Annotated in this window: 21 protein-coding genes and 3 pseudogenes; 5 read left to right on the forward strand and 19 right to left on the reverse strand. The window is 64.1% G+C overall.

Annotated elements, in window-relative coordinates; genetic code table 11:
* Nucleotides 1–177: 177 nt before the first annotated feature.
* The 14 genes and pseudogenes from VSX60_RS16900 to VSX60_RS16965 all read right to left on the reverse strand — a co-directional run.
* Nucleotides 178–567, reverse strand: a pseudogene (locus VSX60_RS16900) (ArdC-like ssDNA-binding domain-containing protein); the annotation flags it as partial.
* A gap of 498 nt (nt 568–1065) precedes the next feature.
* Nucleotides 1066–1647, reverse strand: a complete 582-nt coding sequence (locus VSX60_RS16905) for a DUF3883 domain-containing protein (RefSeq protein WP_327625432.1) — start codon at nt 1645–1647, stop codon at nt 1066–1068.
* Entirely contained in the window at nt 1647–2468 is an 822-nt protein-coding gene (locus VSX60_RS16910) for an IS5 family transposase (RefSeq protein WP_327625433.1), read from the reverse strand. The genes VSX60_RS16905 and VSX60_RS16910 overlap by 1 nt, the downstream gene beginning before the upstream one ends.
* 148 nt (nt 2469–2616) lie before the next feature.
* Nucleotides 2617–2775: pseudogene (locus tag VSX60_RS16915) on the reverse strand (hypothetical protein); the annotation flags it as partial.
* The gene (locus VSX60_RS16920) at nt 2772–3200 is read right to left on the reverse strand and encodes a CBS domain-containing protein (protein WP_327625434.1); all 429 of its coding nucleotides are present in this window, start codon (nt 3198–3200) and stop codon (nt 2772–2774) included. The pseudogene VSX60_RS16915 and the gene VSX60_RS16920, both read right to left, overlap by 4 nt.
* A 267-nt stretch (nt 3201–3467) precedes the next feature.
* Nucleotides 3468–3866 (reverse strand): CBS domain-containing protein, encoded by a 399-nt coding sequence (locus VSX60_RS16925; protein WP_327625435.1) that lies wholly within the window; start codon nt 3864–3866, stop codon nt 3468–3470.
* Nucleotides 3863–4030, reverse strand: a complete 168-nt coding sequence (nqrM, locus tag VSX60_RS16930; protein WP_327625436.1) for a (Na+)-NQR maturation NqrM — start codon at nt 4028–4030, stop codon at nt 3863–3865. The genes VSX60_RS16925 and nqrM overlap by 4 nt, the downstream gene beginning before the upstream one ends.
* A gap of 12 nt (nt 4031–4042) precedes the next feature.
* Nucleotides 4043–5011: an FAD:protein FMN transferase gene (locus VSX60_RS16935; RefSeq protein WP_327625437.1), complete on the reverse strand. Its 969-nt coding sequence runs from the start codon at nt 5009–5011 to the stop codon at nt 4043–4045.
* A gap of 3 nt (nt 5012–5014) precedes the next feature.
* Nucleotides 5015–6235: an NADH:ubiquinone reductase (Na(+)-transporting) subunit F gene (gene nqrF, locus VSX60_RS16940; protein WP_327625438.1), complete on the reverse strand. Its 1221-nt coding sequence runs from the start codon at nt 6233–6235 to the stop codon at nt 5015–5017.
* On the reverse strand, nt 6232–6834 hold the full coding sequence (nqrE, locus tag VSX60_RS16945) for an NADH:ubiquinone reductase (Na(+)-transporting) subunit E (protein ID WP_327625439.1): 603 nt from the start codon (nt 6832–6834) through the stop codon (nt 6232–6234). The genes nqrF and nqrE overlap by 4 nt, the downstream gene beginning before the upstream one ends.
* Entirely contained in the window at nt 6831–7487 is a 657-nt protein-coding gene (locus VSX60_RS16950; RefSeq protein ID WP_327625440.1) for an NADH:ubiquinone reductase (Na(+)-transporting) subunit D, read from the reverse strand. The genes nqrE and VSX60_RS16950 overlap by 4 nt, the downstream gene beginning before the upstream one ends.
* A gap of 1 nt (nt 7488) precedes the next feature.
* Nucleotides 7489–8289, reverse strand: a complete 801-nt coding sequence (nqrC, locus tag VSX60_RS16955; protein WP_327625441.1) for an NADH:ubiquinone reductase (Na(+)-transporting) subunit C — start codon at nt 8287–8289, stop codon at nt 7489–7491.
* A complete protein-coding gene (locus VSX60_RS16960) occupies nt 8282–9103 on the reverse strand; it encodes an RnfABCDGE type electron transport complex subunit D (protein ID WP_327625442.1) in 822 nt (273 codons plus the stop codon). The genes nqrC and VSX60_RS16960 overlap by 8 nt, the downstream gene beginning before the upstream one ends.
* Nucleotides 9100–10362 (reverse strand): NADH:ubiquinone reductase (Na(+)-transporting) subunit A, encoded by a 1263-nt coding sequence (locus VSX60_RS16965; RefSeq protein ID WP_327625443.1) that lies wholly within the window; start codon nt 10360–10362, stop codon nt 9100–9102. Before VSX60_RS16965 ends, VSX60_RS16960 begins: the two co-directional genes overlap by 4 nt.
* Nucleotides 10363–10542: 180 nt before the next feature.
* Between VSX60_RS16965 and VSX60_RS16970 the strand changes: the two genes are divergently transcribed.
* From VSX60_RS16970 to VSX60_RS16990, 5 genes are all read left to right on the forward strand, one after another.
* Complete coding sequence (locus tag VSX60_RS16970; protein WP_327625444.1) at nt 10543–11613, forward strand: polyheme membrane-associated cytochrome C; 1071 nt, start codon at nt 10543–10545, stop codon at nt 11611–11613.
* Nucleotides 11614–11728: 115 nt separating this feature from the next.
* Entirely contained in the window at nt 11729–12442 is a 714-nt protein-coding gene (locus tag VSX60_RS16975; RefSeq protein WP_327625445.1) for an ABC transporter ATP-binding protein, read from the forward strand.
* 4 nt (nt 12443–12446) lie between these two features.
* Entirely contained in the window at nt 12447–14810 is a 2364-nt protein-coding gene (locus VSX60_RS16980; RefSeq protein WP_327625446.1) for an ABC transporter permease, read from the forward strand.
* Between the two features lie 2 nt (nt 14811–14812).
* Nucleotides 14813–16024, forward strand: a complete 1212-nt coding sequence (locus VSX60_RS16985) for an efflux RND transporter periplasmic adaptor subunit (protein ID WP_327625447.1) — start codon at nt 14813–14815, stop codon at nt 16022–16024.
* A 550-nt stretch (nt 16025–16574) separates the two neighbouring features.
* Nucleotides 16575–16841, forward strand: a complete 267-nt coding sequence (locus tag VSX60_RS16990; protein ID WP_327625448.1) for a YgaP family membrane protein — start codon at nt 16575–16577, stop codon at nt 16839–16841.
* On the opposite strand, the gene ftsH is transcribed toward VSX60_RS16990, so the two are convergent.
* The 5 genes and pseudogenes from ftsH to VSX60_RS17015 all read right to left on the reverse strand — a co-directional run bounded on the left by ftsH (nt 16827) and on the right by VSX60_RS17015 (nt 24715).
* Nucleotides 16827–18740, reverse strand: a complete 1914-nt coding sequence (ftsH, locus tag VSX60_RS16995; RefSeq protein WP_327625449.1) for an ATP-dependent zinc metalloprotease FtsH — start codon at nt 18738–18740, stop codon at nt 16827–16829. The two genes, VSX60_RS16990 and ftsH, sit on opposite strands and share 15 nt — an antisense overlap.
* Before the next feature lie 145 nt (nt 18741–18885).
* Nucleotides 18886–19074: pseudogene (locus tag VSX60_RS17000) on the reverse strand (Hsp20/alpha crystallin family protein); the annotation flags it as partial.
* Between the two features lie 159 nt (nt 19075–19233).
* Nucleotides 19234–20853, reverse strand: a complete 1620-nt coding sequence (locus VSX60_RS17005) for an MBL fold metallo-hydrolase (protein ID WP_327625450.1) — start codon at nt 20851–20853, stop codon at nt 19234–19236.
* A gap of 87 nt (nt 20854–20940) precedes the next feature.
* Nucleotides 20941–21843, reverse strand: a complete 903-nt coding sequence (locus VSX60_RS17010) for a F0F1 ATP synthase subunit gamma (RefSeq protein ID WP_327625451.1) — start codon at nt 21841–21843, stop codon at nt 20941–20943.
* Nucleotides 21844–21961: 118 nt separating this feature from the next.
* The gene (locus VSX60_RS17015) at nt 21962–24715 is read right to left on the reverse strand and encodes a cation-transporting P-type ATPase (RefSeq protein ID WP_327625453.1); all 2754 of its coding nucleotides are present in this window, start codon (nt 24713–24715) and stop codon (nt 21962–21964) included.

Consider the following 24715-nt stretch of genomic DNA (forward strand, 5'->3'; position numbering starts at 1 on the left):
TACAAGCTGAAGAAGCCGGTCCGCTTCCCGTTCCTGGATTTCACCACATTGGCTGCCCGCGAGACCAATTGCCGCGAGGAAGTTCGTCTCAACCGGCGGCTCGCGCCGCAGACCTATCTGGGAACAGTGCCCCTTACCGAGGACGACGCCGGCGCGCTGGCGCTGGACGGCCGCGGAACCGTGGTCGGCTGCCCGCTGGGCATGAGCGGCGGCGCTAAAAATCGCCCGCTTGTCTTCCTTCAAGACCTTTAGCCAGCTTTGGATATAGGCCGCATGGTCGGTGCCCGGTTCCGGCGTTAACGTCAGATCGGCACAAAGGAACGCTGCGCCAAGCTCCTTCGCCTGTTTGAATGTCATCCAGTACGGCGAAAGATAGCCCGCCTCCATCGCCGCGCCCCACAGCATCAGGATATTGATTCCGCTATAGGCAACGCCGTTGTGCCGTAGCGGCTTGACGATCCGCCCGTCCATGTTTCCGGCGCTCCACGGCTTCAGCCATGTGAGTTCGCCCTGCTCAAGATCGACTATGATCTTATCGGTAACTTTTTGATAAACGTCTTGTTTCATTGGCTTTTCCTTCCCTTGGATATTCGGTTGCGCATGCAACCGGACTAGGCCCGCGCCAATGAGCAGGGGGAGACCGTCAAGGCTCGCGCGGCGCGAGGGGGATCACCCGCCCTGCACGACCAAAGGGAGGAAGGGCGGGGATACGCGCCGCAGCGCGCCCGAATGGGCGCTTGGGCCTTGATGGCCTGGGGCTGCAAGCCCCGAACAAGAAAGGGGAAGTGTCAGCCGGTCACGGCTGGCTTCAGCACGCGCAAGGGATGGAAGCCGGCTGGCCGAGACTACAGGCTCGGTTCACGACAGCCCGTCCGCACAAGCGGTGCGCCATATTCAGGAGAAGTCAGGGGTTGCGACCGGAATAGCGACGTTGCTCCATTTGCCTTTTCCGTTGTCCGAAGGGATGTGCGGAGCAACCTCGGCCACGGTGCGAATGTGAAGAACCGGCGGCTTTTTGTTCATGTCCCAAACGTGAAAAATATAGGACGCGCCGGTCTTTTCAGCCTAATTCCACTCATTGCGGGTCAAGATGAAACGAAGGGGTGAAACGGTGGTCGATTTCACCTCGATCATTCGGTTCAGGAGACCAGTCTCACCTTGGTCGTAGGATAGAACATCGTAACCGGCGTAGTTGTCGTCAAAGCCCGGCCATTCGGGCTCTTTTTCGATGCCCATGGCATTCAACCGCGCACGCTCATGGTCTAGCGTCAGAATTTCTGCGAACCGGCCTTGCTCCATCTTCTCCTGATCGGACATCAGGCGTGCATAACCGGACACTGCGTCCCACCACGTCACGACATGATGTGGCGTCGGATCGTCCATGAGCCCTGCCGCAGCAAAGACATCTTGGTCGTTGGGGCCGAGTGTTTGCACAAACCGCCTGCGCCCGCTGCGCATGGCCTTCGACCAGATCGGCTGGTGTTTTAGCAGCACCGCTTTGATGCAGCTTTGGTAGAACGCGTGTCCGTCCATGGGGCAATCTGCTTCCACCAGACACGAAAGGTGCACCGAGGCTTCCATATCCAGTGTATGGGCGTCAGCTTCAACCTGATCGATCAGGCTAAGAGTCCGTTTGAGAACTTTCATCAGTGAGCGATCCTTCGCAGTAGAAGACCGCCCATAGCGACGTGGATCATGGCCTCGGAGACGTCTGTGCGTTCCTCATAGTCACGCACGAGCCGGCGCCAGCGAACCATCCAGCCGAAGGATCGCTCCACGACCCAGCGTCGCGGCAACACCTTGAAGCCCGGCTCCTTGTCGATCCGACGGACCACCTCGACGATGAAGTCGCGATAGGCCGCCTTGTCCATCAATTGCTTGCGATCATAGGCGCCGTCAGCGAACAGATGCTTCAGGAACGGCCAGCGCTTGCGGACCGCGTCGAGGATCATCTGGGCGCCGGCGCTATCGGAGATGTCGGCAGTGGTCAGATTGACCATCAACAGGCGTCCGTCGGTATCGACGGCGATGTGGCGCTTGCGGCCATTCACTTTCTTGCCGGCGTCGAAGCCGCGAGCCTTGCCCTGGGGTGCCTTGACCGACTGGCTGTCGAGGATGCCCCCGGTGGGGCTCGCCTCCCGACCCGCCCGCTCTCGGTCAATCATCAGCGCGGTATTGTGGATCGTGCGGAACAGAAACAGTCGGATGAAGCGGCGAAACCACCAGTAGACCGTCTGCCACGGCGGAAAATCCTTCGGCAGCATGCGCCAACCGCAGCCGGTGCGAGCCAGATAGCGAATGGCGTTCAGCACCTCGCGTAGATCGACCGATCGCTGGCGTCCCGACCTCGCCGTCTGCGGCAGGAACGGCGCAACAACCGCCCACTCCCGATCCGTCAGATCAGTCGGATAACGCTTCGATCGCTTCTCGATATCGGCCATTCGGCCACGGCTCGCTGAGGTCCACATCAAAAGCGTGAATCACAATCGGGCCTCCATGCCAACCCTTCTCAAACGGTCTCTCACGGGGCAGATGCTCCGGGAAGGGTTTCTTTGAGGGGCGTTTGCGGACAAACGGCTGNACAATCGGGCCTCCATGCCAACCCTTCTCAAACGGTCTCTCACGGGGCAGATGCTCCGGGAAGGGTTTCTTTGAGGGGCGTTTGCGGACAAACGGCTGAACTGTCGTCGTCTTGGCGCGGCCTGTTCGGCGGCCAAGCTCGTCTTCGGTCGCAGCAGCTCGCGCGTCTTCGAGCTGCATCTCAAGCTGATCTAACCGGTAATATAATGTTCGAGCTGGTCGATGACGAATTCCTTGTCGCTGATAATGTTCTTGACCAGGTCGCCAATCGAAACAATTCCAATCAATCTGTCGTCTTCCAGCACCGGCATATGCCGCACAGCCTTTTCAGTCATGATAGCCATGCATTCCTCGACCGATTGTTCGGGTCTGGCGCAAACCACATGTGTCGTCATGATCTCTTTCACCGATGTTTTCGGTGACGACCGGCCTTTCAGAAATACGTTCCGTGCGTAATGCCGTTCTGTGACGATGCCGACCAGTCGATTCCCTTCCAACACGGCCAGTGATCCGATATTGTTATCCGACATCGTCTGGATCGCGTTGAAAACCGTATCGTCCGGTCCAACAGACAGGACGCTGCTCCCTTTTTTGTCGAGCAATTGTCTTACGGTCGCCATGTGATGATACCTTATCACTGGATTGAAATTGCTCCGTAACATTCTGTCAAACTAATGGCCTTGACTTCAATCAAACCAATTCAGTCTCTGGGGGCGCCGTCCGCCGTCGACCAGCGGAATGTTTGTCGCTGTTATGGGAGCCGCGGGCGACCGGTCGAACCGCGCTGACTGGGAAACCTCCTATGAACGGCGATACGCGCAGACGAAAATCTCCAAGTCGGACCCGGCCGAAGAACACAGTGCGCGCACTGATCTGCCGGAGTCCCGTCAGTCCCAGCAATCCCTCAACGCCCTGAGGATGTCGGCACGACTTACCTGACCGACCAGCTTTCCATTTCTCATGACTGGAAAGCGCCGGAAAGGACTGGCGAGAAAGGCATTCGCCGCCTCCACGATATCCGTCCCCGCATCCAGCGTCTCCACGTTCTGGCTCATGTAGTCGCGGACGGTGCCACCCCACTCCTGAAAATAGCTCGCGTGCAGAGCGGCCTTCAGGCAGTCCTTCTTGGACAGAACCCCCACGAGCCGACCCGTCTCATCGAGGACCGGGGCACCGGATAGACGACGATCGAGCAGGATATTCATGGCGTGGTTGATCTCGATCCCAGGCGTCAGGGTTATCAGGTCGCGGGACATGTAGTCATCGATCCGCGGCCTTTCGATCATCGTCCCGCTCCTGTCCGTCGGCGGCAGGCGCCGCATTCTGCATCCTTGATGCAGGACAGGCCGCCGCAGGAGCCGCGCAACGGCATGCGCCCGAACATCACACCGAGGGCAAGGCCGGCAATGGCCAAGAGAATGATGGCGAAGGCCAGAAGGAAAGTGCCCATCGGTGTCGTCTCCTATGCAAGTATGTGCCGCGCGAAGCCGTCCGTCATAACCTCTGTCAGCTTGTCACCCGCAGCGACGAGGAAAAGCGCGGCGACGCCCATCCGCTCGGCCAGTGCCGCACCCGGTCCGGCACCCATTACCATCAGAGCAGTCGCCAGAGCATCGGCGCGAATGGCCGTCGGCGCCAAAACCGAAACCGTGGCGACGCCATTTTGCACTGGCCGCGCGGTGCGCGGATCGATGATATGGCTGAGGGCGCGGCGCCCGTCGCTATATCCGTTGGGTTCGCGACCCGACGTCGCCATGGCCTGACCGTCCAGCGCCACGATCCGCTGGATCGCTCCCGGCCCGGTCCCCGGGCGTTCGATGCCGACCTGCCAGGGGCGACCGTCCGGGTGCCGGCCGAGCCCCCTCACCTCACCGCCGAGCTCGATCAGCACATCCTCCAATCCGAGTTCCGTAATCGCCGTGGCCATCCGATCGAGCGCATGACCCTTGGCAATGCCGCAAAGATCCAGCGTCATACCTGGCGCCGCCTTGCGGAGCGCTCCGGGTTGCGCACGCAGGTCCGCCAGCCTGCCGGCTGTGCCTTCGATCGGGCCGAAACCGAATCGTCGCACCAGCGGCCCCACCGTGGGATCGAATCCTCCACCGCTCAGTTTCGCGACGAGAAGGCTTTCCTCGACCACCGCGGAGGTCGAGCGGGACACCGGTATCCAGTCAGTCACACGGCTCCGGTTAAAGCGGACAAGGTCGGATCCGTCGCGCCAAGGAGACATCGTGCGGTCGACCTCGGTGACGATCGCCTCGATCGCCGCGCGGACCGGCTGTGGATCGATCGCCTCGGGCATGACCACCCGCCATGTGCTGCCGAACGCCGGATCGCCGATGCTGCGCACGCCAGCGGCGCGAGCCGGGAGCGCCGTGCAGAACGCAGCGCTCGCGGTCCCCAGGAGAAATCGTCGTCGTGTCGACGTCATGGCTCAGACCCCGAAGTCGTCTTTGAAGATGCTGGTCTCGTCGACGCCGAGATCGTCGAGCATGGCCAGTACCGCCTGGATCATCAGCGGCGGGCCGCAGAGATAATATTCGCAAGCCTCGGGCGCCTGGTGATCGCGCAGATAACGCTGGAACGCGACGGTGTGGACAAAGCCCGTTGGACCGGCCCAGTGGTCCGCCGGCTGGGGGTAGGAAAGTGCTACCGTCCAGGTGAAATTCGTGTGCCGCGCCGCGAGCGCCTCGAACTCCTCGTCGTAAAACAGTTCGACCTTGCTTCGCGCACCATACCAGTAGCTGATCTTTCGGTCGGTTCCGAGCCGTTCCAGCTGATCGAAGATAATCGCGCGCAGCGGCGCCATACCAACTCCGCCGCCGATGAACACCATTTCGCGGTCGCCAGTCTGCGCCCGGAAGTCCCCGAAGGGCCCGGAGGCGGCAATCAGGTCGCCCGGCTTCACGGTGAACAGCCAGGAGGACACGATCCCCGGCTGCGCCGCTGGAACCGAGGGTGGCGGCAGAGCCAAGCGGATGTTGAGGACTACGCGACCCTCCGCAGTGTCCTCGGGCCGGTTCGCGATTGAATAAGCTCGGCTTACCGGCGCATCGCTCGAGACGGTTAGCGCCCGGATCTGCTCCCATGCCGCGCAATGCTCCTCGGACACAGGCAGGTCGGCATAGTCGAGTGCGAAGGGTGGAGCGGTGACCTGTATGAACGCCCCTGCGGCGATCTCGGGACGCGCGCCTTCGGGCAGCTCAAGCACCAGCTCACGGATGAGTGGCGTCAGCGGTCGGGCCGAACGCACGACGCACTCGAAGCTTTCGGCCGCCAGCAGATTTTCGGCGACTTCGACATACATGTCCTCCCGCACAACGACCTGACACGCGAGATGCATGCCTGCGCGGAGATCGGACTTCGAGAGCAGCGCGGCTTCGGTCGGAAGCGGAGCCAGGCCACCGCCTGTCACCTTCAGGCGGCAGAGCCCGCAGGTCCCCGCGCCGGCGCAGGCCGAGGGAATATTGATACCGTGGTCGTTCAGCACGCCCAGAAGCTTGTCGCCCGTTTGCGCCGCGATCGTCGTTGCGCCGTTCACGGTCACCGTCGCCGGACGCGAGGGAGCAAGGATAGACCGCGCCAGGAGCACCGTGGCCGTGAGTGTCAGCACGATGACCGTCAAAAGCAGGCTGCCGAGCGCGATCTCGATCATGACATTCCCAGCGCCGCAAAGGCTGAAAACCCCAGTGACATAAGGCCGGTGACAATGAAGGCGCTGCCAAGTCCCCGAAGCCCCTGCGGGATATCGCTGTATTTCAGTCGCTCGCGAATGGCCGCAAAGATGACAATCGCCAGAGCCCAGCCTGCCCCGCTGCCGAGACCGTAGGTGACCGCCTCGGGAAAATCGTAACGGCGTTCGACCATGAAGAGACTGCCGCCGAGGATGGCGCAGTTGACCGTGATCAGCGGCAGGAAAATGCCGAGCGCGCGGTGAAGCGCTGGGGCGAACCGATCGAGCGTCAGCTCGAGAATCTGCACCATTGCGGCAATCACGCCGATGAAGCCGACGATCTTCAAAAAAGAGAGGTCGACCTCAGGCAGACCCACCCAGGCCCAGGCTCCTTCGAGCAGGAGCCCGTTAAAGACAAGTTGGTTGACCGGGACCGTGATGGTCTGCACGACGATCACCGCGAGCCCCAGCCCCGCCGCCGTGTCGAAGCGCTTGGAAACCGCGAGGAAGGTGCAAATGCCCAGGAAAAAGGACAGCGCAAGATTCTCCTCGAGCACCGCGGTGAGGAAGAGATCGATCATGGGCTCCGTCCCTCTGGCGCTGTCCGGACGGAAAACTCGACTTCCTCGACCTGACGGATCCATCGGGCGCGGATCGCCCAGATCAGCAACCCGATGATGAAAAAGCCGCTGGGCGCGAGCTGCATGAGCCCGAGCGGCTGGAACCAACCGCCGTCAGCCGCCGTGGTCACGACGGCGCGTCCCATCAAAGTACCGGCGCCGAAAAACTCGCGAAGAGCCCCGACAATCAGCAGGATCAGGCTGTAGCCCAAGCCGTTGCCGAGCCCGTCGAGCAGGCTTGGGAGGACCGGATTGCGCATGGCGAACGCCTCCGCCCGGCCCAAAACCAGGCAGTTGGTGACGATCAGGCCCACGAAGATCGACAGCTTCCGGCTCATCTCGAAGGCATAGGCCTGCAGCACCTCGTCGATGACGATCACCAGCGAGGCGATGATGGTGATCTGAACGATCAGGCGGATGGCGGGCGGAATGTGGCGACGAATAAGGCTGATGATGGTCGACGACAGGCACAACACGACGGTCAGCGCCACGGACATGGTGAGTGCGGTCGAGAGCGACGTGGTGACCGCCAGTGCCGAACAGATACCCAGGATCTGCAGCGTGACCGGGTTGGCGTCGATCAGCGGCGTGGTGACATGGCGCATCAGAGACATGTCACAGACCCTCCCTCTCGAGCCGTTGGAGGAACGGGCCGAAACCGTGATCGCCGAGCCAGAATCGCAGCATGTTGGTGATCCCGTTGCCGGTCCGCGTGGCACCCGAAATGCCGTCGACTTCGTAGGGGCTCGATGCCTCCCCGCGCACGACCGAGATCACGATCTCACCCGCGGCGTTCGCGATTTCCCTGCCGGGCCAGAGCGCCTGCCATGCGGTATCCTCGATTCGCGCGCCGAGGCCCGGCGTTTCGGCCTGTTCGACGATCGTCAGCGCGGCAATCGTTTCAAGGTCGGATTCGAGTGCGAGATAGGCGCGAATGGTGGACTGGTAGCCGGCGCCATGGACCGGCAGGACGATCAGCATCAGATCGCCCTCCCGCTCCAGGAGATAGACCGGTGCGAAATTCGCCCGGCGCTTCAGCCCGGCGACATCGACATCGGGCGGCAGGGCGATGCTGGTCGCCGGGTCGCCAGCCGCCGCCTGCTGGTCGTAGGCGGCCGCGTCGATCTGGGGCGCGAAACTGCCGTCCGACAGGTCGACCACACGGGTTTCGAGCGTATCGACACCGGCCTCGGCCATCACGTCGCGCAGTCCCGGCAAGGTGTCGAGCATGGCATCCATGCGTGCCTGTCGCTCGACCTGGGCATTTTCCTCCTGCAAGGGTTTCAGCGTGACCGCCGTGACCGAAACCACCACGGCGGAGGCTAGCGCGACGAGGACCGCAATGCCGAAAATCTTCACCCGATCATCGTTCGGTCGCGCAAGAAAATTGCGCCAATGGCGGAGCGGATCAGCCATGTCGCCGCCTACGGGCATTCGCAAGCACCACCAGATGATCCAGAAGCGGCGCGAAGATGCTGCCGAGCAAAGCGGCGAAGACCAGCGCCGACGCTGGAACCTCGGCGCCCCCCGCCGTGTCGAATACCGCCACCAGCCCGCCCGCCAGCGCGCCGTAGAGCCAGCGGCCCGGATTGGTCGCGGCCGCCCCGAGCGGATCGCAAACGAGGAACACCAAACCGAACGCCAACCCCGATCCAGTCGCGCCCCACGCCAGCGCCCCGCCTCCCAGCAGCGTAACAACCACGAAGCCGGCGACCGACGCCACGATCACACGCCAGGAGATCAGCCCGGCCACCAGCAGCAATACGGCGGCCGGAATGGTTGCCGCCGCCACCCATGGACCGTTCCCTGCGAGCGATGTACCCGGAAACGAGAAGACCAGGAACGCGAGCGCGGCGGCCGCCGCGTTGAGAAAACCAAAGCCGCGCCCGCCGAAGATCAGCTCGCCCAACACCGCGCCGAAGCTGACCACCAATGCGATCTGCCACAGCGGTACCGTGACGGGCACCATGACCGTGACGATCATCGCCGTGGTCAGGCCGTGCCACATCAGGATCCGCCCGCGCAGAAGGGTGAAGAGCAGCTCCCAACCCAACGTCACCGCAAGCGCCACGGCGAGCACGCCCAAGGTCGCCCCTCCCGCCTCCGCCAGTGCCGCCAGCAACGGAAGAACCAGCGCTGCCGCCTGGATCGCCGTCACCCGCGCCCCACTCCAGCCCCTGCGCAGATACGGCGCATGCGGCGCGAGGACCGTGAGTGCAAGCCGCCTCATGCCGCTTCCGCCAATTCGTCGAGAACATCGCGCAGAAGCCCGCCGTAATCCGCTCCGCTGGTACAAAGGCAAGACAGCAGCGCCAGATCCTCCTCGACCAGGCTCAGGCAGCCGAGGCGCTGGGCCGCCTCGGCGTCGCCGACGCTAAGCGCCCGCATCAAAGGGACTGGCAGGAGACCGGCGGGCAGGACACCTTCCAGCGCTTCGGTCGGGATCAGCGGGCGCGGGGACTGGCTTGCCCGCCGGGCATTGAGACGCTCAAGCAGCGACGGCTTGCGAACGGTCGGCGGGCTATCGACGGCGCTGACCTGCCAGTGATGGCGGCCCAGATACGTGGCGTCACGTCCGGCCAGCACCGAGCCTGACAGAACCTTCGCGCTGCCCTCCGCCCTGGTTTTTTCGCCTTTCGTCAGGTCGTCGATATTGGCGCCCAGGACCGTGCGGATCAGCCGGGGCCGGCTAATGCGGGGGCCGGCCAGCGCGATTACTCGCTCAGGGCGATAACAGCCGGTCTCGAATAAATCGCCGATCGCGGCGACATCCTGGCAACCGATGGTCCAGACCTGGTCTCCCATGCCGAGCGGATGCAATCGATGCACATGCGTCCCGGCGAGACCGGACGGGTGCGGACCGGAAAAGCTGACGGTGCGGACCCGGTCCGACCTCTCGACCAGATCAGCCCCCGGCGATTGGCAGACGTAGACCTGCTTGTCGGTCAGCATCGTCAAAAGCTCCACGCCACGGCGGAACATGTCCAACTGCGGCTCGAGCACAACCCGCGGATCGGCGGCCAGCGGATTGGTGTCCGTCGCGGTGACAAAGATCGCATCGGGCTTCGCATCCGGCGCGGGAACGCGGCCGAAGGGACGGGTCAGGAAGGCAGGCCAGAGGCCGCGGGCAAGCAACGTCTGGCGAACCTCTTGGCCAGTGGCGCGACAAACCGGCTCCGCGTCGGCGCTCACGTCGACGTCATCTTGACGGATAACCAGGGCCGAGAGCGTTCCGCGCGGGCCGCGATCGATCGCCGCGACAATGCCCGCAAGCGGCGAAACGAAGGCGATCTCCGTCCGCTTGCGATCAATAAACAGCACCTGGCCGACGCTTACCCGATCTCCCTCGGCGACCGCAAACTTGGGCCGCATACCGGGATAATCGACGCCCGAGAGGGCGACCGAGCGGACCACGGGGCCGTCGTGAATAGCCTGTTCCGGTGATCCGACGAGCCCCATATCGCATCCCCGCGAAATCTTGACCTGCATTGGCCTCTCTCGCCCCTCCGCTTGGCACCGTGGCTACCGCCCGGTCGTGGCCCTGGGATGGAGCAGCATCGGCGTTGCCGTAGCGATCGGCCTTGATTCACGTCAATTTTCGGATCGATGCATCTGCTAGGATGAAGGCACTACGGAGAGACGCCCCTCTACCCCCACAGGAGCCAACCCATGTTCGCTCGCCACGCCATTCGTCTATCGATAGCCGCGGGCGCCGCCTGGCTCGCCATCACTCTACCGGTGCCGGCGCAGAATGGCCCCATGCTGTCGGATATCGTGGATAGCTGGCTCGCCTCGCCGCATGCCGATCGAACGGCTGAAGCTTTCACCCATTGGGACAAGGAAGGCGAAGTGCCGGAAAGCTGCGCCGCCTGCCACTCGGGACCCGGCTTCATTGATTTCGCGGGGGCCGACGGTAGTGCTCCCAGCGTGGTCGACCACCCTGCCCCCGTCGGATCGCCGATCGATTGCGCCGCCTGTCATAACAGCGCCGCCACGACCCTCAATACCGTGACGTTCCCGTCCGGCGAAGAAATCGGCGGACTGGGACGTTCGGCGATCTGCATGGTTTGCCATCAGGGACGCAGTTCAACCGACGCCGTCAATGTGGCTCTGAAAGGAGTCGAGAACGACACGGTCTCGGCTGATCTGACCTTCCTCAACATCCACTATCGCGCAGCGGCTGCAACGCTTTTCGGCGATACGGTACGGGGCGGATACCAGTACGAGGGAAAAGACTATGCCGGGCGGTTCAATCACGTGCCGTCGTTCGATACCTGCGCCGCGTGTCACGATCCGCACAGCACAAAGGTCTTAGTCACGCAATGCACGACCTGCCACACGGACGTCGATAGCCCCAAAGCGATCCGCACTACCCGGCTCGACGTTGATGGAGACGGCAATAGTGTCGAAGGTATCGCAGGCGAAATCGACACCTTGCATGACAAGCTGGCCGGCGCGATCCGGACCTATGCGGCCGAGGTCGCGCGCATGCCTATCGCCTACGCGTCGGGGACCTACCCCTATTTCTTCAACGACACGAATTCCGACGGCGACGTCGGAGCCGACGAGGCCACCTATCCAAACCGCTACCAGCGCTGGACCCCGCGCCTTTTGAAAGCGGCCTACAATTATCAGTTCGTCGCCAAGGATCCGGGCGCTTACGCACATAACCCCGCTTACGCGATCCAACTCATCACCCGCAGCCTCGAGAGCCTGTCGGAAAAGGTGGAAATCGACTGAGGGAGGACTCGGTAGGCCGTTGATCGTGCCGCAGGACCGGGGCACAACGCCGCTCAGCAAATGGAATTGATGGAGGTCAACGTGCCGAGGCCGCGCGACCGATAGGCTGATCAGCATGGCCAGCGTCACTTCAGTCTTCCAGATGCAGGGGGTCACCAAGGTCTACCGGACCGGCGGTGTCGAGGTCTGGGCCTTGCGCGGCGTCGACGCCGAACTCAAGGCCGGCGAATTCGTCGTCATGCTGGGTCCGTCCGGCTCGGGAAAGTCGACACTCCTCAACATCATGGGAGGACTCGATCGCGCGAGCGCCGGCCGGGTGACGTTTCAGGGCGAAGATCTGACCAGCAGTTCCGACCGGGCGTTGACCCTTTACCGGCGCAACCATGTCGGCTTCGTCTTCCAGTTCTACAATCTGATCCCGAGCCTCACGGCGCGCGAGAATGTGGCGCTCGTCACCGAGATCGCGCCAAGGCCGATGAACCCGGCCGATGCGCTTGCTCTCGTCGGTCTTTCACACCGGCAGGATCACTTTCCCGCCCAGCTGTCGGGCGGCGAGCAGCAACGGGTCGCTATCGCGCGCGCCGTCGCCAAGCAGCCGGAAGTGCTCTTGTGCGACGAGCCGACGGGCGCGCTCGACTCGGCCACCGGCATCAAGGTGCTCGAGGCGCTAATTGGAATCAACGAAACGCTGGGGACGACAACGGCGATCATCACGCACAATGCCGGGATTCAGGCGATCGCCCATCGGGTCTTCCAGTTCGTCGACGGGCGCATCGCCCAGGTCATCCGCAACGAGACACGCGTCGCGCCCAACCAGGTGACGTGGTGATGCGATGACCGCGCTCGACCGCAAGCTTTTGCGTGATCTCGCTCGTCTCTGGGCGCAGGGATTGGCCGTCGCGCTGGTCATGGCCTGCGGGGTCATGACCATCATCATCGCCGTCGGCGCCTACCGCTCGCTGCTGGCGACGCGCGAAGCCTATTACGAGCGCTACAGCTTCGCCCATGTCTTTGCCCAGGCCAATCGCGCGCCGATCGCTCTCGGCCAGTCGATCGCGGCGATCGACGGAGTCGCGGCTTTCGAATTGCGGATCAGCCGCACGGTTCTTCTCGATCTCGACGGTGTCCGCGAACCGGCGACGGGACAGGTTGTCTCCATCCCGGATCGTGGCCGCGCTGGCGTCAATCGCCTGGTCATTCGCACCGGCCACCTGCCACAGCCCGATCGCCCCGAGGAAGTGGCGGTCAATGAGGATTTCGCCGTGGCCCACGGCTTTCAGGTCGGCGACGAATTTTCCGCAATCCTCAACGGCCGCAAGAAGCGGCTCAGGATCGCCGGAACGGTGCTCTCGCCGGAATTCATCTATTCCTTCGGTCCTGGGGACCTGGTACCCGATCCGCGCCGCTTCGCCATTCTGTACATGACGCGGCATGTGCTCGCCCCGCTCTTCGATCGGGACGGCGCGTTCAACGATGTGGTGTTGCGGCTCCTGCCCGCGGCGAACGAGGCCGCCGTCATCGCCACCGTCGATCGCCTGCTGCGCCCCTATGGCGGGACGGCCGCATATGGCCGGAAGGACCAGCCGTCGCACGCGTTCCTGGATGCGGAACTGACGGAGCTGTCGGCGATGGCTCGGATCATCCCGCCGATCTTCCTCGTCGTCTCGGCCTTCCTGATCAACATCGTGCTGTCGCGGCTCATCGCGCTGGAGCGCGAGCAGATCGGGCTGCTCAAGGCCCTCGGCTATTTCGGCCGGGCGATCGCCTGGCACTACGCCAAGCTGGTCATCGCCATATCCGTGGTCGGAATCGCGATCGGATCGATTGCCGGAACCTGGCTCGGGCAAGGTCTCACACGGCTATATGGCGAATTCTTCTCCTTCCCCTTCCTGATTTTCCAGTCGAGTGTGGATCTTTATGTTCTTGCTGCCGGCGTCTCGCTCGCCGCGGCGCTGATTGGCGCGATGAAGGCGATCGTATCGGTCCTTGCCCTGGAGCCGGCGATCGCCATGCAGGCACCGCCGCCCTCACGCTACCGCCACCATTTCGTCGAGACTTTAGGTCTGTTTAAGCTGTTCTCTCGCCTGACGGTCATGGCGATCCGCCATCTTGTGCATCGGCCGCTGCGGGCTGCGGCCACGAGTTTCGGCATCGCGCTCTCGGTCGCGCTGCTGGTGACGGCGCTGTTTGCCGGCGATTCCGTGAATTTCATGATCGATACGATCTATTTCCGTTCGGACCGCCAGCATGCCAGCTTGGCCTTTGCCGAAGAACGGCCACCGTCCGTGATGGCGGCCGTCGGCCGCCTGCCGGGAATCCTCACGGCCGAGCCCTTTCGCAGCCTTCCGGTCGTGCTCCGACACGGCAGCCTGTCGCACCGACTCGCCATCACAGGAAAGCCGCCCGGCGCGACGCTCTCGCGGGTACTCGACGAAGACCTGAAGCCGGTGGTCCTACCGGCAGACGGACTTGCCATCTCCGAACGGGTCGCCGCCATTCTCGGCCTGACCCGCGGCCAGACGGTCACCGTCGAGATCCTGACCGGAAGGAGGGAGGTGGTCGACGTGAGGATCAGCGCGGTCATCCAGAATTACCTTGGCCTGGCGGTCTTCATGGACATGGACGCCCTATGGCGGTTGACCGGCGATGGACCCCGGGTCAGCGGCGCCCATCTGGCCCTCGACACGCGGGCGATGGATCGGCTGTACTCCGCTGTCAAGAACACCCCGACGATCGCGTCGATCACCCTTCTAAACCAGTCGCGGGAAAAATTCCGCGAAACCATCGAACGCAACATCACCATCATGACCACGCTTTACGTAACGCTGGCGGTCATCATCGCATTCGGCGTCATCTACAATTCGGCCCGCATCCAACTGTCCGAACGGGCGCGGGAACTCGCGAGCCTGAGGGTCCTCGGCTTTACCCGCGGCGAAGTGTCGCGGGTGCTGCTGATCGAAATGGCGGTCATCGTGCTGATAGCCCAGCCGCTTGGCTGGGGCCTCGGGGCCGGGTTCGCCATCCTCGTTGGCCGCGGCTTCGAAAGCGACCTGTTCCAGCTTCCGATCGTCCTCGAGGCGCATACATTTGCCAAGGCGAGCCTCGTCGTTCTGGCGGCCGCAGCGCTCTCCGCCTTCATCATAAGGCGACGCGTCGATCGGCTCGATCTTATCCGCGTTCTCAAGACGAGAGACTGAAGATGGGCCGCTGGCTGAAAGTCTTTCTCGCGCTTCTGGCCGCCCTGGCGGTCGGTTTCGCGTTTTACGAGGCGCTTCGCCCGAAGCCGGTGCCCGTGGACGTGGCGGCGATCGCGAGCGGACCATTGACGGTCACGATCGACGAGGAAGGGGTGGTGGAATTTCGCGAGATCTACGCGATTTCCGCGCCGTTTCCGGCAAAGATCGAGCGCAGCTCCTTGCATGTGGGCGATACGGTCATCGCCAACCGGACCCAGATTGCGACCCTGCGCCCCTCCGATCCCACCTTCATAGACGCCCGATCCGAGACCGAACTTGGCGCAGCGATCGACGCCGCGAATGCCGCCGTGGCGCTGGCCGAGGCCGATCTCAATCACGCCCAGGCCGATCTGCGTCAGTCGGAGTCGGAGTTGAACCGGGTCGAAACGCTGCGCAAGACCGGCACCCTTTCGGCGAAGGCGCTCGAACTGGCTGCCACCGATGTCGATCGCCAGCGTGCCCAATTGCGCAGGGCAGAGGCTCAGCTCGCCATACGCCAGAGCGAACTCGCGAGCGCCAGGGCGCGGCTCCTGCAGCCGGGCGACCCGCTCGATGCCGGCAGTTCCTGCCACTGCGTTCCGCTTTTCTCGCCGAGCGATGGCGTCGTCCTGTCGGTCCCGCTGGAGAGCGAAACGGTCGTACCGACCGGCACTCCGCTCGCGGAAATCGGTGATCCGAGGCGGCTCGAAGTCGTGGTCGACCTGTTGTCCGCCGATGCCGTCGCTGTGCGTCAGGGCGCGGATGCGACGATCACGGGCTGGGGCGGGCCGGACCTGCAGGCTCGCATTCGCCGCATCGAACCGACCGCCTTCACCAAGGTCTCTGCCCTCGGCATCGAGGAGCAACGGGTCAATGTCCGGCTCGACATCGTGTCACCCCTCGACGGCGAGGAGCGGCCCGGCCATCGCTACCGCGTGGTCGCCCGCATCGTGCTCTGGCACGGCGAGGATGTTCGTCGGCTGCCGCTCGGCGCCTTGTTCCGTACGGGCGATCATTGGAGCGTCTACGCCGTGGAAGACGGCCGCGCGGTTCTGACGGGAGTCAGCATCGGCCATCGCGACACCGAGGCGGCGGAATTGATCGACGGGCTGGAGCCGGAAGCGAAGATCATTCTGTTTCCCAGCGACACTGTCAGCGACGGGGTTGCGGTGACGCCGCGACAGAGCGGTTCCTGACGGGCCCCGAACCATCACAAAGCGCCGCACGCGGTGCTCCGCGTCCCGCCCGTCAGTTTACCGCGTGGGTTTGCCGCCCGGTCTTTGCGTTGATCACGGCCGCTGTTTCCCTACCGATCCCGTCCATCCTCAAGGACATCCCCTTGGCGCCAAGCTCCATCAGTGTTCCGACCTCGTCGGAATGCTCGGCCAGCGCGGTTTCGTAGAAATCCCGGACGAGATTGGCCGCCGCTCAAATGCCGATAATCATCGACACATTCACTGATCCAGATCAATGCCGCGACGGTTTCTCCCTGCGAATGTGCACCATCGACCGATGAGGCGAACGCGATGACCCGACAGATCAATCCGCAATCCGGGCAACCGTCAAAGCCAGGCAAGGCCCGCGCGCGGCCTTCGAGACCGGGTCGGTTCAGACCCGCGACGGGCGAGCCGGACGTCTCCGGCAAGCGATATCTGAAGGTGCCGATCAACGAACTCTGACCAGTCGGCGGGCGCGCCCACGGTACGATACGTGCGCCCTGCCTTACCCCCAGCAGGAGGTCTTTCCATGTTCAGTACCGCCAACGTTGGCACCGCCGACCGCGTCATCCGAATCCTTCTCGGCATAGCGCTCGCCACCTATGCCTATGCGTCGCTGGTATCGCCCTGGTCGTGGGTGGCCTATGCCGTCGCCGCGATCCTCGTCCTCACTGCGCTCATCCGGTTCTGTCCCGCCTACGCCCTGTTCGGCGCCAGCACCTGCAGTCGATCCGCCGGCGGAGATCCAGCAAAGGCGTCGGCGCCTCCCTCGGATCGCCCGTCAGGCCGGCTTTGATCCGGTTGTCCTGAAGGCCTTCACCGCGGCCTTCGGCGACGGCGACGGCGGGGCGGGCGAACCCGCCTCGGATTGCGGCCTTCTCTGCAGCGGCGCGAATTCCTCAGCCGTCAGCGTTTCCCGGGTGAGCAGCATCTCCGCCCCGGCGTCCAGATCGGTACGCTGTCCTGCGAGGATATCCTTGGCGCGAACGCGCGCGGCCTCGACGATCTCCCGGACGGCCAGATCTATCTCGCGCTCGGTGGCTTGCGAGGCCTCGAATGAACGGGTCTGCGGTACGGCGAGAAACGCCTGGGCGGGACGCGTGTAGGTCCGTTCGCCGAGACCGGAATCCATGCCGTACCGCGTCACCATTTCGATGGCGATATCGGTCGCCTTCTGGAGATCGTCCGCGGCGCCGGTCGACACATCGCCGTCGAAGATCAGATCTTCGGCGGCGCGCCCACCCATCAGGACGACGATCCGGTTCTTCAATTCGCTGGCGGCGAGCAGGAACCGATCCTCCGTCGGCCGCTGCATAGTATAGCCGAGAGCGCCGACGCCGCGCGGGATGATCGAGACCTTCTGTACCGGATCGACGCCCGGAAGATTGGCCGCGACCAGCCCATGGCCCATTTCGTGATAGGCGACGCGGCGACGCTCTCTCTCGCTCAGAACACGGCTCTTCTTTTCGATGCCGGCGACGATGCGCTCGATGGCGGTCGTAAAGTCGCCGAATGTTACCGAGGCCCCGTCGCGGCGGGTCGCGGCGATCGCCGCCTCGTTGATCAGATTGGCAAGGTCGGCCCCGGTGAATCCGGTGGTCAGGCCAGCGACCTTGGCAAGGTCGACGTCGTCATCGAGGATGATCTTGCCGGCATGCACCTTGAGGATGGCAAGGCGGCCCGCCTGGTCGGGCCTGTCGACCAGCACCTGGCGGTCGAAGCGACCGGCGCGCAGCAGCGCGGGATCGAGAATTTCTGGCCGGTTGGTGGCGGCAAGCAGGATGACGCCGACACTCGGATCGAACCCGTCGAGTTCGGCCAGTAGCTGGTTGAGCGTCTGCTCCTTTTCGTCGAAGCCACCATAGCCACCCGCCGTGCGGCTGCGGCCGAGGGCGTCGAGCTCGTCGATGAAAATGATCGACGGTGCGGCCTTGCGCGCCTGTTCGAACAGATCGCGGACCCGCGCCGCGCCGACGCCGACGAACATCTCGACGAACTCGGACCCGGAGATCGAGAAAAACGGCACACCCGCCTCTCCCGCCACCGCGCGGGCCAGCAGCGTCTTGCCGGTGCCCGGTGGCCCGACGAGAAGGATGCCTTTGGGCACGCGGGCGCCCAGTCGGCCATAGGTCGTCGGGTCCTTGAGAAAGGAGACGACCTCCTGCAGTTCCGACTTGGCCTCGTCGACACCGGCGACATTGGCGAAGGTCACCTTGGTGTCCTTCTCCACATAGACCTTGGCCCGCGACTTGCCGATCGACATGAGACCGCCCAAGCCCTGCCCGCCGCCGGCCATGCGGCGGAAGAGGAACATCCAGATCACGTAGATGACGAAGAACGGCAGCACCCAGGCGAGCAGGGTCCCCAAAAAACCGCTGGATGGCGCGCCGGTCACGGTGACCCCATGGGCGATGAGCTTGTCAGCCAGCCCGGTGTCGACACGGGTCGTGACGAAACGCGTCTTGCCGCTCGGCAAAGCCTCCTTCAGCGTTCCCTGGACGGTGTCGTCGCCGACGGTGACCTGCGCGACCCGGTCCTTGGACAAAAGCTCCTCGAACTGGCTGAACGGGATGGTCTCGATTTCCGAATAGGTTCCCCAGACCCATTGCAGCAAGGTGAAGCCGAAGATCGCCGCGAGGACGTACCAGATGATGATTGTCTGCTTTTGCAGCGTCGTCGGCGAATCCTTGGCCATGTATGGCTCCCGTCAATCGAAACACGCGGTCTTGACGGTCCACTTCCGACTGCATCAAGACCTGCGGGAAATGCGGCTGCGGCAAGACCATCACGGCGGTCGCCGTAACACCCGCGACGACCACCCGCCTTGGCAGACCAGCCGGTCAGGCGGCCGTCACGGCGATCTTCTTTTCCTTGCTCTGCGCCTCGGCCGTCTTCGGCAGTTTGACCGTCAGCACGCCCTTAGTGAAACTCGCCGCGATCTGGTCGGCGTCGACCCCGTCGGGAACCCGGAAGGAGCGCGTGAAGGACCCGTAACGGCACTCGGAGAGGTAGTAGTCCTTTTCCTTCTTGCGGGCTTAGAAGCATGTCGCGATACCGGACTCGTCCGCCGGTGCCGCTGAACGGAATGACCAAAGCCCGCGCATGCGACTTCAGCATTGATCCTGATCAAGATTTCGCATCTTGGCGGCGCTGGATTCGGATCAAGCCGAGAAGGAAGCTTCACGCATCTAGCCGTCACTCGCGCCGAGAGCGCGCCGAAGCGTCCGGATCACCACCCCGCGCGCCTTGTCGTCGGCCGCCTTCTCGAGCCGATCGTTGATGTCGAGGAAGAGTTTCGAAACGTCGTTGTGCCAGTCGAGATGAGCCAGCTTGCCCGGGTCGATGCGGCGCGGCGTGTCGGATTTCAGCGGGATGGCGGCCTCGGCCGTGAGCCTGAAGCCGTCGTCCAATCGCGGCACGATGACCCGGTCTTCCGGAACCACCGCGCTCACACGCTGCTTCAGCCCCTCGATCGCCTCCACTTCCCCGTGCACAAGGAACAGACCGGCCTCCACCGGACGCCGTTCCGACAGCCAGTCGCAAAGCTCGGGTCCGTCGGCATGGCCGGAGTAGAGATCGATCTCGCGGATCTGTGCCCGCACGACAAACTCATCGCCTTGAATACGGACCTGGCGGGTCCCGTCCTTCAGGATCCGGCCCAGCGTGCCCTGGGCCTGGAAGCCGACGAACAACACCGTCGCTTCCGGCCGCCACAGCCAGTTCTTCAGACGGTGCCGGATGCGTCCGGCCTCGCACATTCCGCTGGCCGCGATCACGATATGGAAGCCCTTCAGCCGGTCCAGCGCCTTGCTCTCGTCGACCGTCTCGGTGAAGCGGATGTTGGATGCGCGCAAAGCGCGGGACAGAATGTCGCCGTGCTCCAATTCCCCCGCATGGTCGTGGAAAATCCGGGTGGCACGGGTGGCGAGCGGCGAATCGATGACGATCGAAATCGCCGGAAGATCGCCGGTCTCGATGAGACGCTGCAGGTCGACCAGGAGCTCCTGCGTCCGCTCGACCGCGAAGGACGGGATCAGCAGCGCCCCGTCCGGGTTGTTCGCCGCCCTCACCGCGTCCCGCAGTATCCGGCGACGATCGGCTTCCGACGCCCCGGCTCGATCTTCGTCGCCGTAAGTGCTTTCGCAGATGACATAGTCGAAGCCGCTCGGCGCGTCCGGGTCGGCTTGCAACAGCTTGTGAGCCGGGCCGAGGTCGCCGGAAAACAGCAGCCGCAGTGGTCGATCTCCGGAGCTGGCGATCTCGATTTCGATGGAGGCTGAGCCGAGAAGGTGCCCTGCGTTCCAATAACGCGCCCTGACGCCGGCCATCACTTCGAACCACGCGTCGAACGCAACGGCCCGGAATTGGCTCAGGCATTGGGCGACGTCGGCGGCGTCATAGATCGGCGCCACGACCCTGCGACCGCGCCGCTTGTTGCGGCGGTTGAGATGCGCGACTTCGGTATCCTGGATATAGGCCGAGTCGGGCAGCATGACGCTGCACAGGTCCTGGGTCGCGCGGCTGGCTAAGACGGGGCCGCCGAACCCATGCTTGGTCAGCTTCGGTAGCAGCCCGGAATGGTCGATGTGGGCGTGGGTCAGCAGCACCGCATCGACCTGCTTCGGCTCGAACGGAAAGGCGCGGTAGTTCAGCTCCTTCTCCGACTTCGATCCCTGGAACAGGCCGCAGTCGATCAAAAGCCGGCCGCCGGCAACCTCCAGTTCGAAACATGAGCCGGTGACGGCCTGTGCCGCTCCGTGGAACCGGAGGATCGGCCCCTGGCCCGTTTTCGTGCTATCTTGGCTCATTGGAAGCTCCAGCCGTTATCGTCAGAATTGATTGCCCTCGGTCGCCGCGTTCAGGTCGGTAATCGCCTCACGGCAGGCCCACGGCCTTCACACTCCTGGTCGCCCCTGGCTCGCCGCCGCGCCGCCTGCGAGCTCGATGATCTCCGCGGTGATCTGTTCCTGGCGCACATGTCGGAACGTCGCCCGCAAAGCGCCGAGCTGCCGATCGATTTCGCGATGCGCCGCGGCCATTGCCGTCATCCGTGCCTGGTTTTCCGCGGCGAAGGCGTGCAGCGCGATCTCGCAGAACAGAGCATGCAAATATTGGGCGGTGAGATCGGCCAGGAGCTTGCGGGCCGGCAGATTGAGGATCGGCGGCTCCCTGTGCTCAGCCCCCGCGAAGGTGGCAGGGTCCGGCGGCAGGAGAAGCCGACGAACGACCGTCGGCTCGGCCCCGACGGACCCATTGGCGAAGACCGCCGTCACCCGTTCGACCCCTCCTGTTCCGATCCTCTGGTAGAACGCATCGCAAATGTCGCTGGCAAGCTTCGGAATGCCGGAGGAATGGGATGGCATCGCGCTGGTCCAGTCGGCCGCAATGCCGCGTTCGACGGCATGGGATAATCCGCGCGTGCCGATAAGAAAAAGCACCGGCACCAGCACCTCGTCGGCGATCGTCTCCAACACACGCTCGTTGAAGGCTCCGGCGAACCCCTGTTCGGCGCCGAAGACGACGAGCGCTGCCTTGCTCGTCCGGTCGGGCGGAGGCGGCGCCTCGGTACTGGCGGGTGGCGGTCGGACGCGACAATCGGCAGTGTCGCCCTCCAGATCATCTGGAACCAGCCGCTCCGCTTCAACGCCCGGGGACCGGAAGACTTGGTCGACGGCAAAGCCCCAGGCAGCCCTCCCAGAGTTGAATGACCGCAACGCCAGGCGCTGGCGAAGATCGCGAAGAGCGGGCCTGTTCACGGCGATCCGCGAGGTCGTGAGATGGCGCCGTAGGAATCTCATGCGACGGATCATTGAGGAATTCCGGATCGTGATAGATGAGATGACAGCGGAGCGTGAACTCAAGGCATTGGGGTTTTCAAGCTGTCGGCTGTTGAAGCAGACACGGACCTATTCATCGTCAAGGTAACCGCCCTCCTTTATGGTCAGCAAGGCCTCGAAAGCGGTTGTCCGGTGTAGCTCGCCGGAAGGCGAGGCGCATCTGCTTCTCGGTTTCGATCAGAGCGAAGAAAAACGCGCCGATGGCGATAATAAGGAGTCCATCCGACGGCCGGACGCCCTGCGTGCCGAACACGGCCTGCAAGGGGGGCAAGTAAGTTATTGCGAACTGCGCGGACGTAACGGCGACAACGCAGGCCCAGATGACCTTCGTGCCCTTTGCGGCCGACCAGGTAAGGGAAGTGCCGTGGATGTTGCGGATAAAGAAGAGGTGGAAGATCTCCAGCACCACTAGCGTGTTCATCGCCATGGTTTGCGCCAGCGCGACCGGATACTCCCTGTCGATCGCGTAGAAGTACATGCCAAACACCGCGACGAGGAAGAGCGTCGATACGAGAACGATGTGCCAGACGAGTCCGCCCGTCAGCAGCGGCTCGTTACGCGGGCGGGGCGGCCGGCGCATGGTGCCGGGCTCCGAGGGCTCGAAGGCGAGCGCGAGGCCAAGCGTGACGGCGGTGATGAGGTTGATCCAGAGGATCTGCACCGCCGTGATTGGCAGCGCCATGCCGACGAAAAGCGCGACGACGATGGTCAGGGCCTCGCCCGCGTTGGTAGGCAAGGTCCAGCTGATAACCTTCTTGATGTTGTCGTAGACCGTGCGCCCCTCGCGCACGGCCGCGGCGATGGAAGCGAAGTTGTCGTCGGCCAGCACCAACTCGGCGGCTTCCTTGGCGGCCTCGCTGCCCTTCCGCCCCATGGCGATGCCGGCGTCGGCGCGCTTGAGCGCGGGCGCGTCGTTCACCCCGTCGCCGGTCATCGCGACTGTCAGGCCGCGCGACTGGAGCGCGGTGACGAGGCGCAGCTTGTGGGCCGGCGAGGTGCGCGCGAAGATGTCCGTCCCCACGGAGGCCTCGGCGAGTTCGGCATCGTCCATCGTCTCGATATCGGCGCCCGTCAGGACACGGGTCGTATTCTTCAGCTCGATCTGTGCGGCGATGGCGCGGGCGGTGGCAGCATGGTCGCCGGTGATCATCTTCACCCGAATGCCCGCCGCGTGGCACTCAGCCACGGCCTCGATCGCTTCGGCTCGGGGCGGATCGATCAGGCCGATCAGCCCGATCAAAGTCAGCTGCCCCTCCAGGTCGGCGGCGTTCAGGATCGTGTGATCCTGCGGCACGGCGCGCGCGGCGACGGCGATCACGCGCTGGCCCTCGGCGGCGAGATCTTCCACCATCGCGTGCCAGCGCCGCTCGTCGAGCGGCTCGGCGCCGCCATCGGCCGTGCGCTGGTTGGCGCAAAGGGCCAGAACCGCCTCGGGCGCGCCTTTGACGAAGATGCCGGCGTGACCCTCATGGTCGTGGTGCAGCACAGCCATGTAGCGGTGCGCGGCGTCGAAAGGGATCGCGTCTGTGCGGCTCCACTCGCGGAAGGGAAGGTGGCCCGCGCGGGTGATCTTGCCCGCAAGCGCCATCAGCGCGCCCTCCATTGGGTCCCCCTCGACGCGCCAGATGTCCTGAGCCCCGTAAAGCACCGCGTCGTTGCAGAGCGCTGCTGCGCGCGCGAACTCCATCAGCACGGCATGCTCTATCGGGCTCGCGTCGGCGTCGCGCCAGCGCACTGCGCCCTCCGGTGCGTATCCGTTGCCGCCCACCGAATAGACGTGCTCGGCCGCGGCGAGCGTCGTCGCCATCATCTCGTTGCGGGTAAGCGTGCCGGTCTTGTCGGAGCAGATGACGGAAACCGAGCCCAGCGTCTCGATCGCCGGTAGGCGGCGAACAATGGCGTTGCGGCGCGCCATGGTCTGCACGCCCACGGCCAGCGTGATCGTCAGCACTGCCGGCAGCCCTTCGGGGATCGCGGCGACGGAGAGGCCGACAACGGCCATGAATAGCTCGGGGAATGGAAGGTGGCCTACGAAGTAACCGTAGGCGAGGAGCGAGCCGGCGATCAGAAGGATGAACACCGTCAGCCAGCGGGCGAAGGCGTCCATCTGCTCGACGAGCGGGGTGGCAAGCGTTTTGACATCGGACAGCATGTCGCTGATCTGGCCGATCTGTGTGGCGCCGCCCGTGGCAACCACGACCCCGCGCCCTGCCCCTGCCGCGACCAGCGTTCCGGAAAACAGCATCGATGTCCGATCGCCTAGCGGAGCCTCCTCCAGCGCGGGCGCGGTGCCCTTGTCCACCGGAACGGACTCGCCCGTCAGTATCGCTTCCTCGGCCTTGAGGCTCCGCGCCTCGATCAGGCGCAGATCGGCCGTCACCCGGTCGCCCGCCTCCACGAGAACGATGTCACCCGGCACGATGTCGGCGGCGTCGACGCTCTGCCTCCGCCCGTCGCGCAGCACAGCCGAGTGGGGCGCGAGCATTCCGCGGATCGCCTCCATCGCCTGTTCGGCCCGCCCCTCCTGGACAAAGCTGATCACAGCGTTGACGAGGACGACCGCGAGGATCACGCCCGTGTCGACCCAGTGCTGCAGAGCCGCTGTCACCACCGCCGCGGCAATCAACACATAGATCAGCACGTTGTGAAAACGCCCAAGGAACCGCAACAGCGCGCTTCGCCTTGGCGGCTCCGGCAGGCGGTTCTGCCCATGCGACTGCAAGCGGACGGCCGCTTCCTCCGAGCCTAAGCCCGCTGCGGTAGCCTGTAGCAGATTGAGCGCTTCATCTGATGGCAGGGCGTGGAAGGCGGATACTCGGCGTTGCTCGGTCAT

Origin of the sequence: Aurantimonas sp. A3-2-R12 (assembly GCF_036016755.1) — a bacterium.
GTDB classification, from domain to species: domain Bacteria; phylum Pseudomonadota; class Alphaproteobacteria; order Rhizobiales; family Rhizobiaceae; genus Aurantimonas; species Aurantimonas coralicida_A.

Bases quoted from the DNA above. Each gene is read 5' to 3' on its own strand.
- VSX60_RS16905 (WP_327625432.1), bottom strand. From the start codon at position 1,647: ATGAAAGTTCTCAAACGGACTCTTAGCCTGATCGATCAGGTTGAAGCT.
- VSX60_RS16910 (WP_327625433.1), bottom strand. From the start codon at position 2,468: ATGTGGACCTCAGCGAGCCGTGGCCGAATGGCCGATATCGAGAAGCGA.
- VSX60_RS16920 (WP_327625434.1), bottom strand. From the start codon at position 3,200: ATGGCGACCGTAAGACAATTGCTCGACAAAAAAGGGAGCAGCGTCCTG.
- VSX60_RS16925 (WP_327625435.1), bottom strand. From the start codon at position 3,866: ATGATCGAAAGGCCGCGGATCGATGACTACATGTCCCGCGACCTGATA.
- nqrM (WP_327625436.1), bottom strand. From the start codon at position 4,030: ATGGGCACTTTCCTTCTGGCCTTCGCCATCATTCTCTTGGCCATTGCC.
- VSX60_RS16935 (WP_327625437.1), bottom strand. From the start codon at position 5,011: ATGACGTCGACACGACGACGATTTCTCCTGGGGACCGCGAGCGCTGCG.
- nqrF (WP_327625438.1), bottom strand. From the start codon at position 6,235: ATGATCGAGATCGCGCTCGGCAGCCTGCTTTTGACGGTCATCGTGCTG.
- nqrE (WP_327625439.1), bottom strand. From the start codon at position 6,834: ATGATCGATCTCTTCCTCACCGCGGTGCTCGAGGAGAATCTTGCGCTG.
- VSX60_RS16950 (WP_327625440.1), bottom strand. From the start codon at position 7,487: ATGTCTCTGATGCGCCATGTCACCACGCCGCTGATCGACGCCAACCCG.
- nqrC (WP_327625441.1), bottom strand. From the start codon at position 8,289: ATGGCTGATCCGCTCCGCCATTGGCGCAATTTTCTTGCGCGACCGAAC.
- VSX60_RS16960 (WP_327625442.1), bottom strand. From the start codon at position 9,103: ATGAGGCGGCTTGCACTCACGGTCCTCGCGCCGCATGCGCCGTATCTG.
- VSX60_RS16965 (WP_327625443.1), bottom strand. From the start codon at position 10,362: ATGCAGGTCAAGATTTCGCGGGGATGCGATATGGGGCTCGTCGGATCA.
- VSX60_RS16970 (WP_327625444.1), top strand. From the start codon at position 10,543: ATGTTCGCTCGCCACGCCATTCGTCTATCGATAGCCGCGGGCGCCGCC.
- VSX60_RS16975 (WP_327625445.1), top strand. From the start codon at position 11,729: ATGGCCAGCGTCACTTCAGTCTTCCAGATGCAGGGGGTCACCAAGGTC.
- VSX60_RS16980 (WP_327625446.1), top strand. From the start codon at position 12,447: ATGACCGCGCTCGACCGCAAGCTTTTGCGTGATCTCGCTCGTCTCTGG.
- VSX60_RS16985 (WP_327625447.1), top strand. From the start codon at position 14,813: ATGGGCCGCTGGCTGAAAGTCTTTCTCGCGCTTCTGGCCGCCCTGGCG.
- VSX60_RS16990 (WP_327625448.1), top strand. From the start codon at position 16,575: ATGTTCAGTACCGCCAACGTTGGCACCGCCGACCGCGTCATCCGAATC.
- ftsH (WP_327625449.1), bottom strand. From the start codon at position 18,740: ATGGCCAAGGATTCGCCGACGACGCTGCAAAAGCAGACAATCATCATC.
- VSX60_RS17005 (WP_327625450.1), bottom strand. From the start codon at position 20,853: ATGAGCCAAGATAGCACGAAAACGGGCCAGGGGCCGATCCTCCGGTTC.
- VSX60_RS17010 (WP_327625451.1), bottom strand. From the start codon at position 21,843: ATGAGATTCCTACGGCGCCATCTCACGACCTCGCGGATCGCCGTGAAC.
- VSX60_RS17015 (WP_327625453.1), bottom strand. From the start codon at position 24,715: ATGACCGAGCAACGCCGAGTATCCGCCTTCCACGCCCTGCCATCAGAT.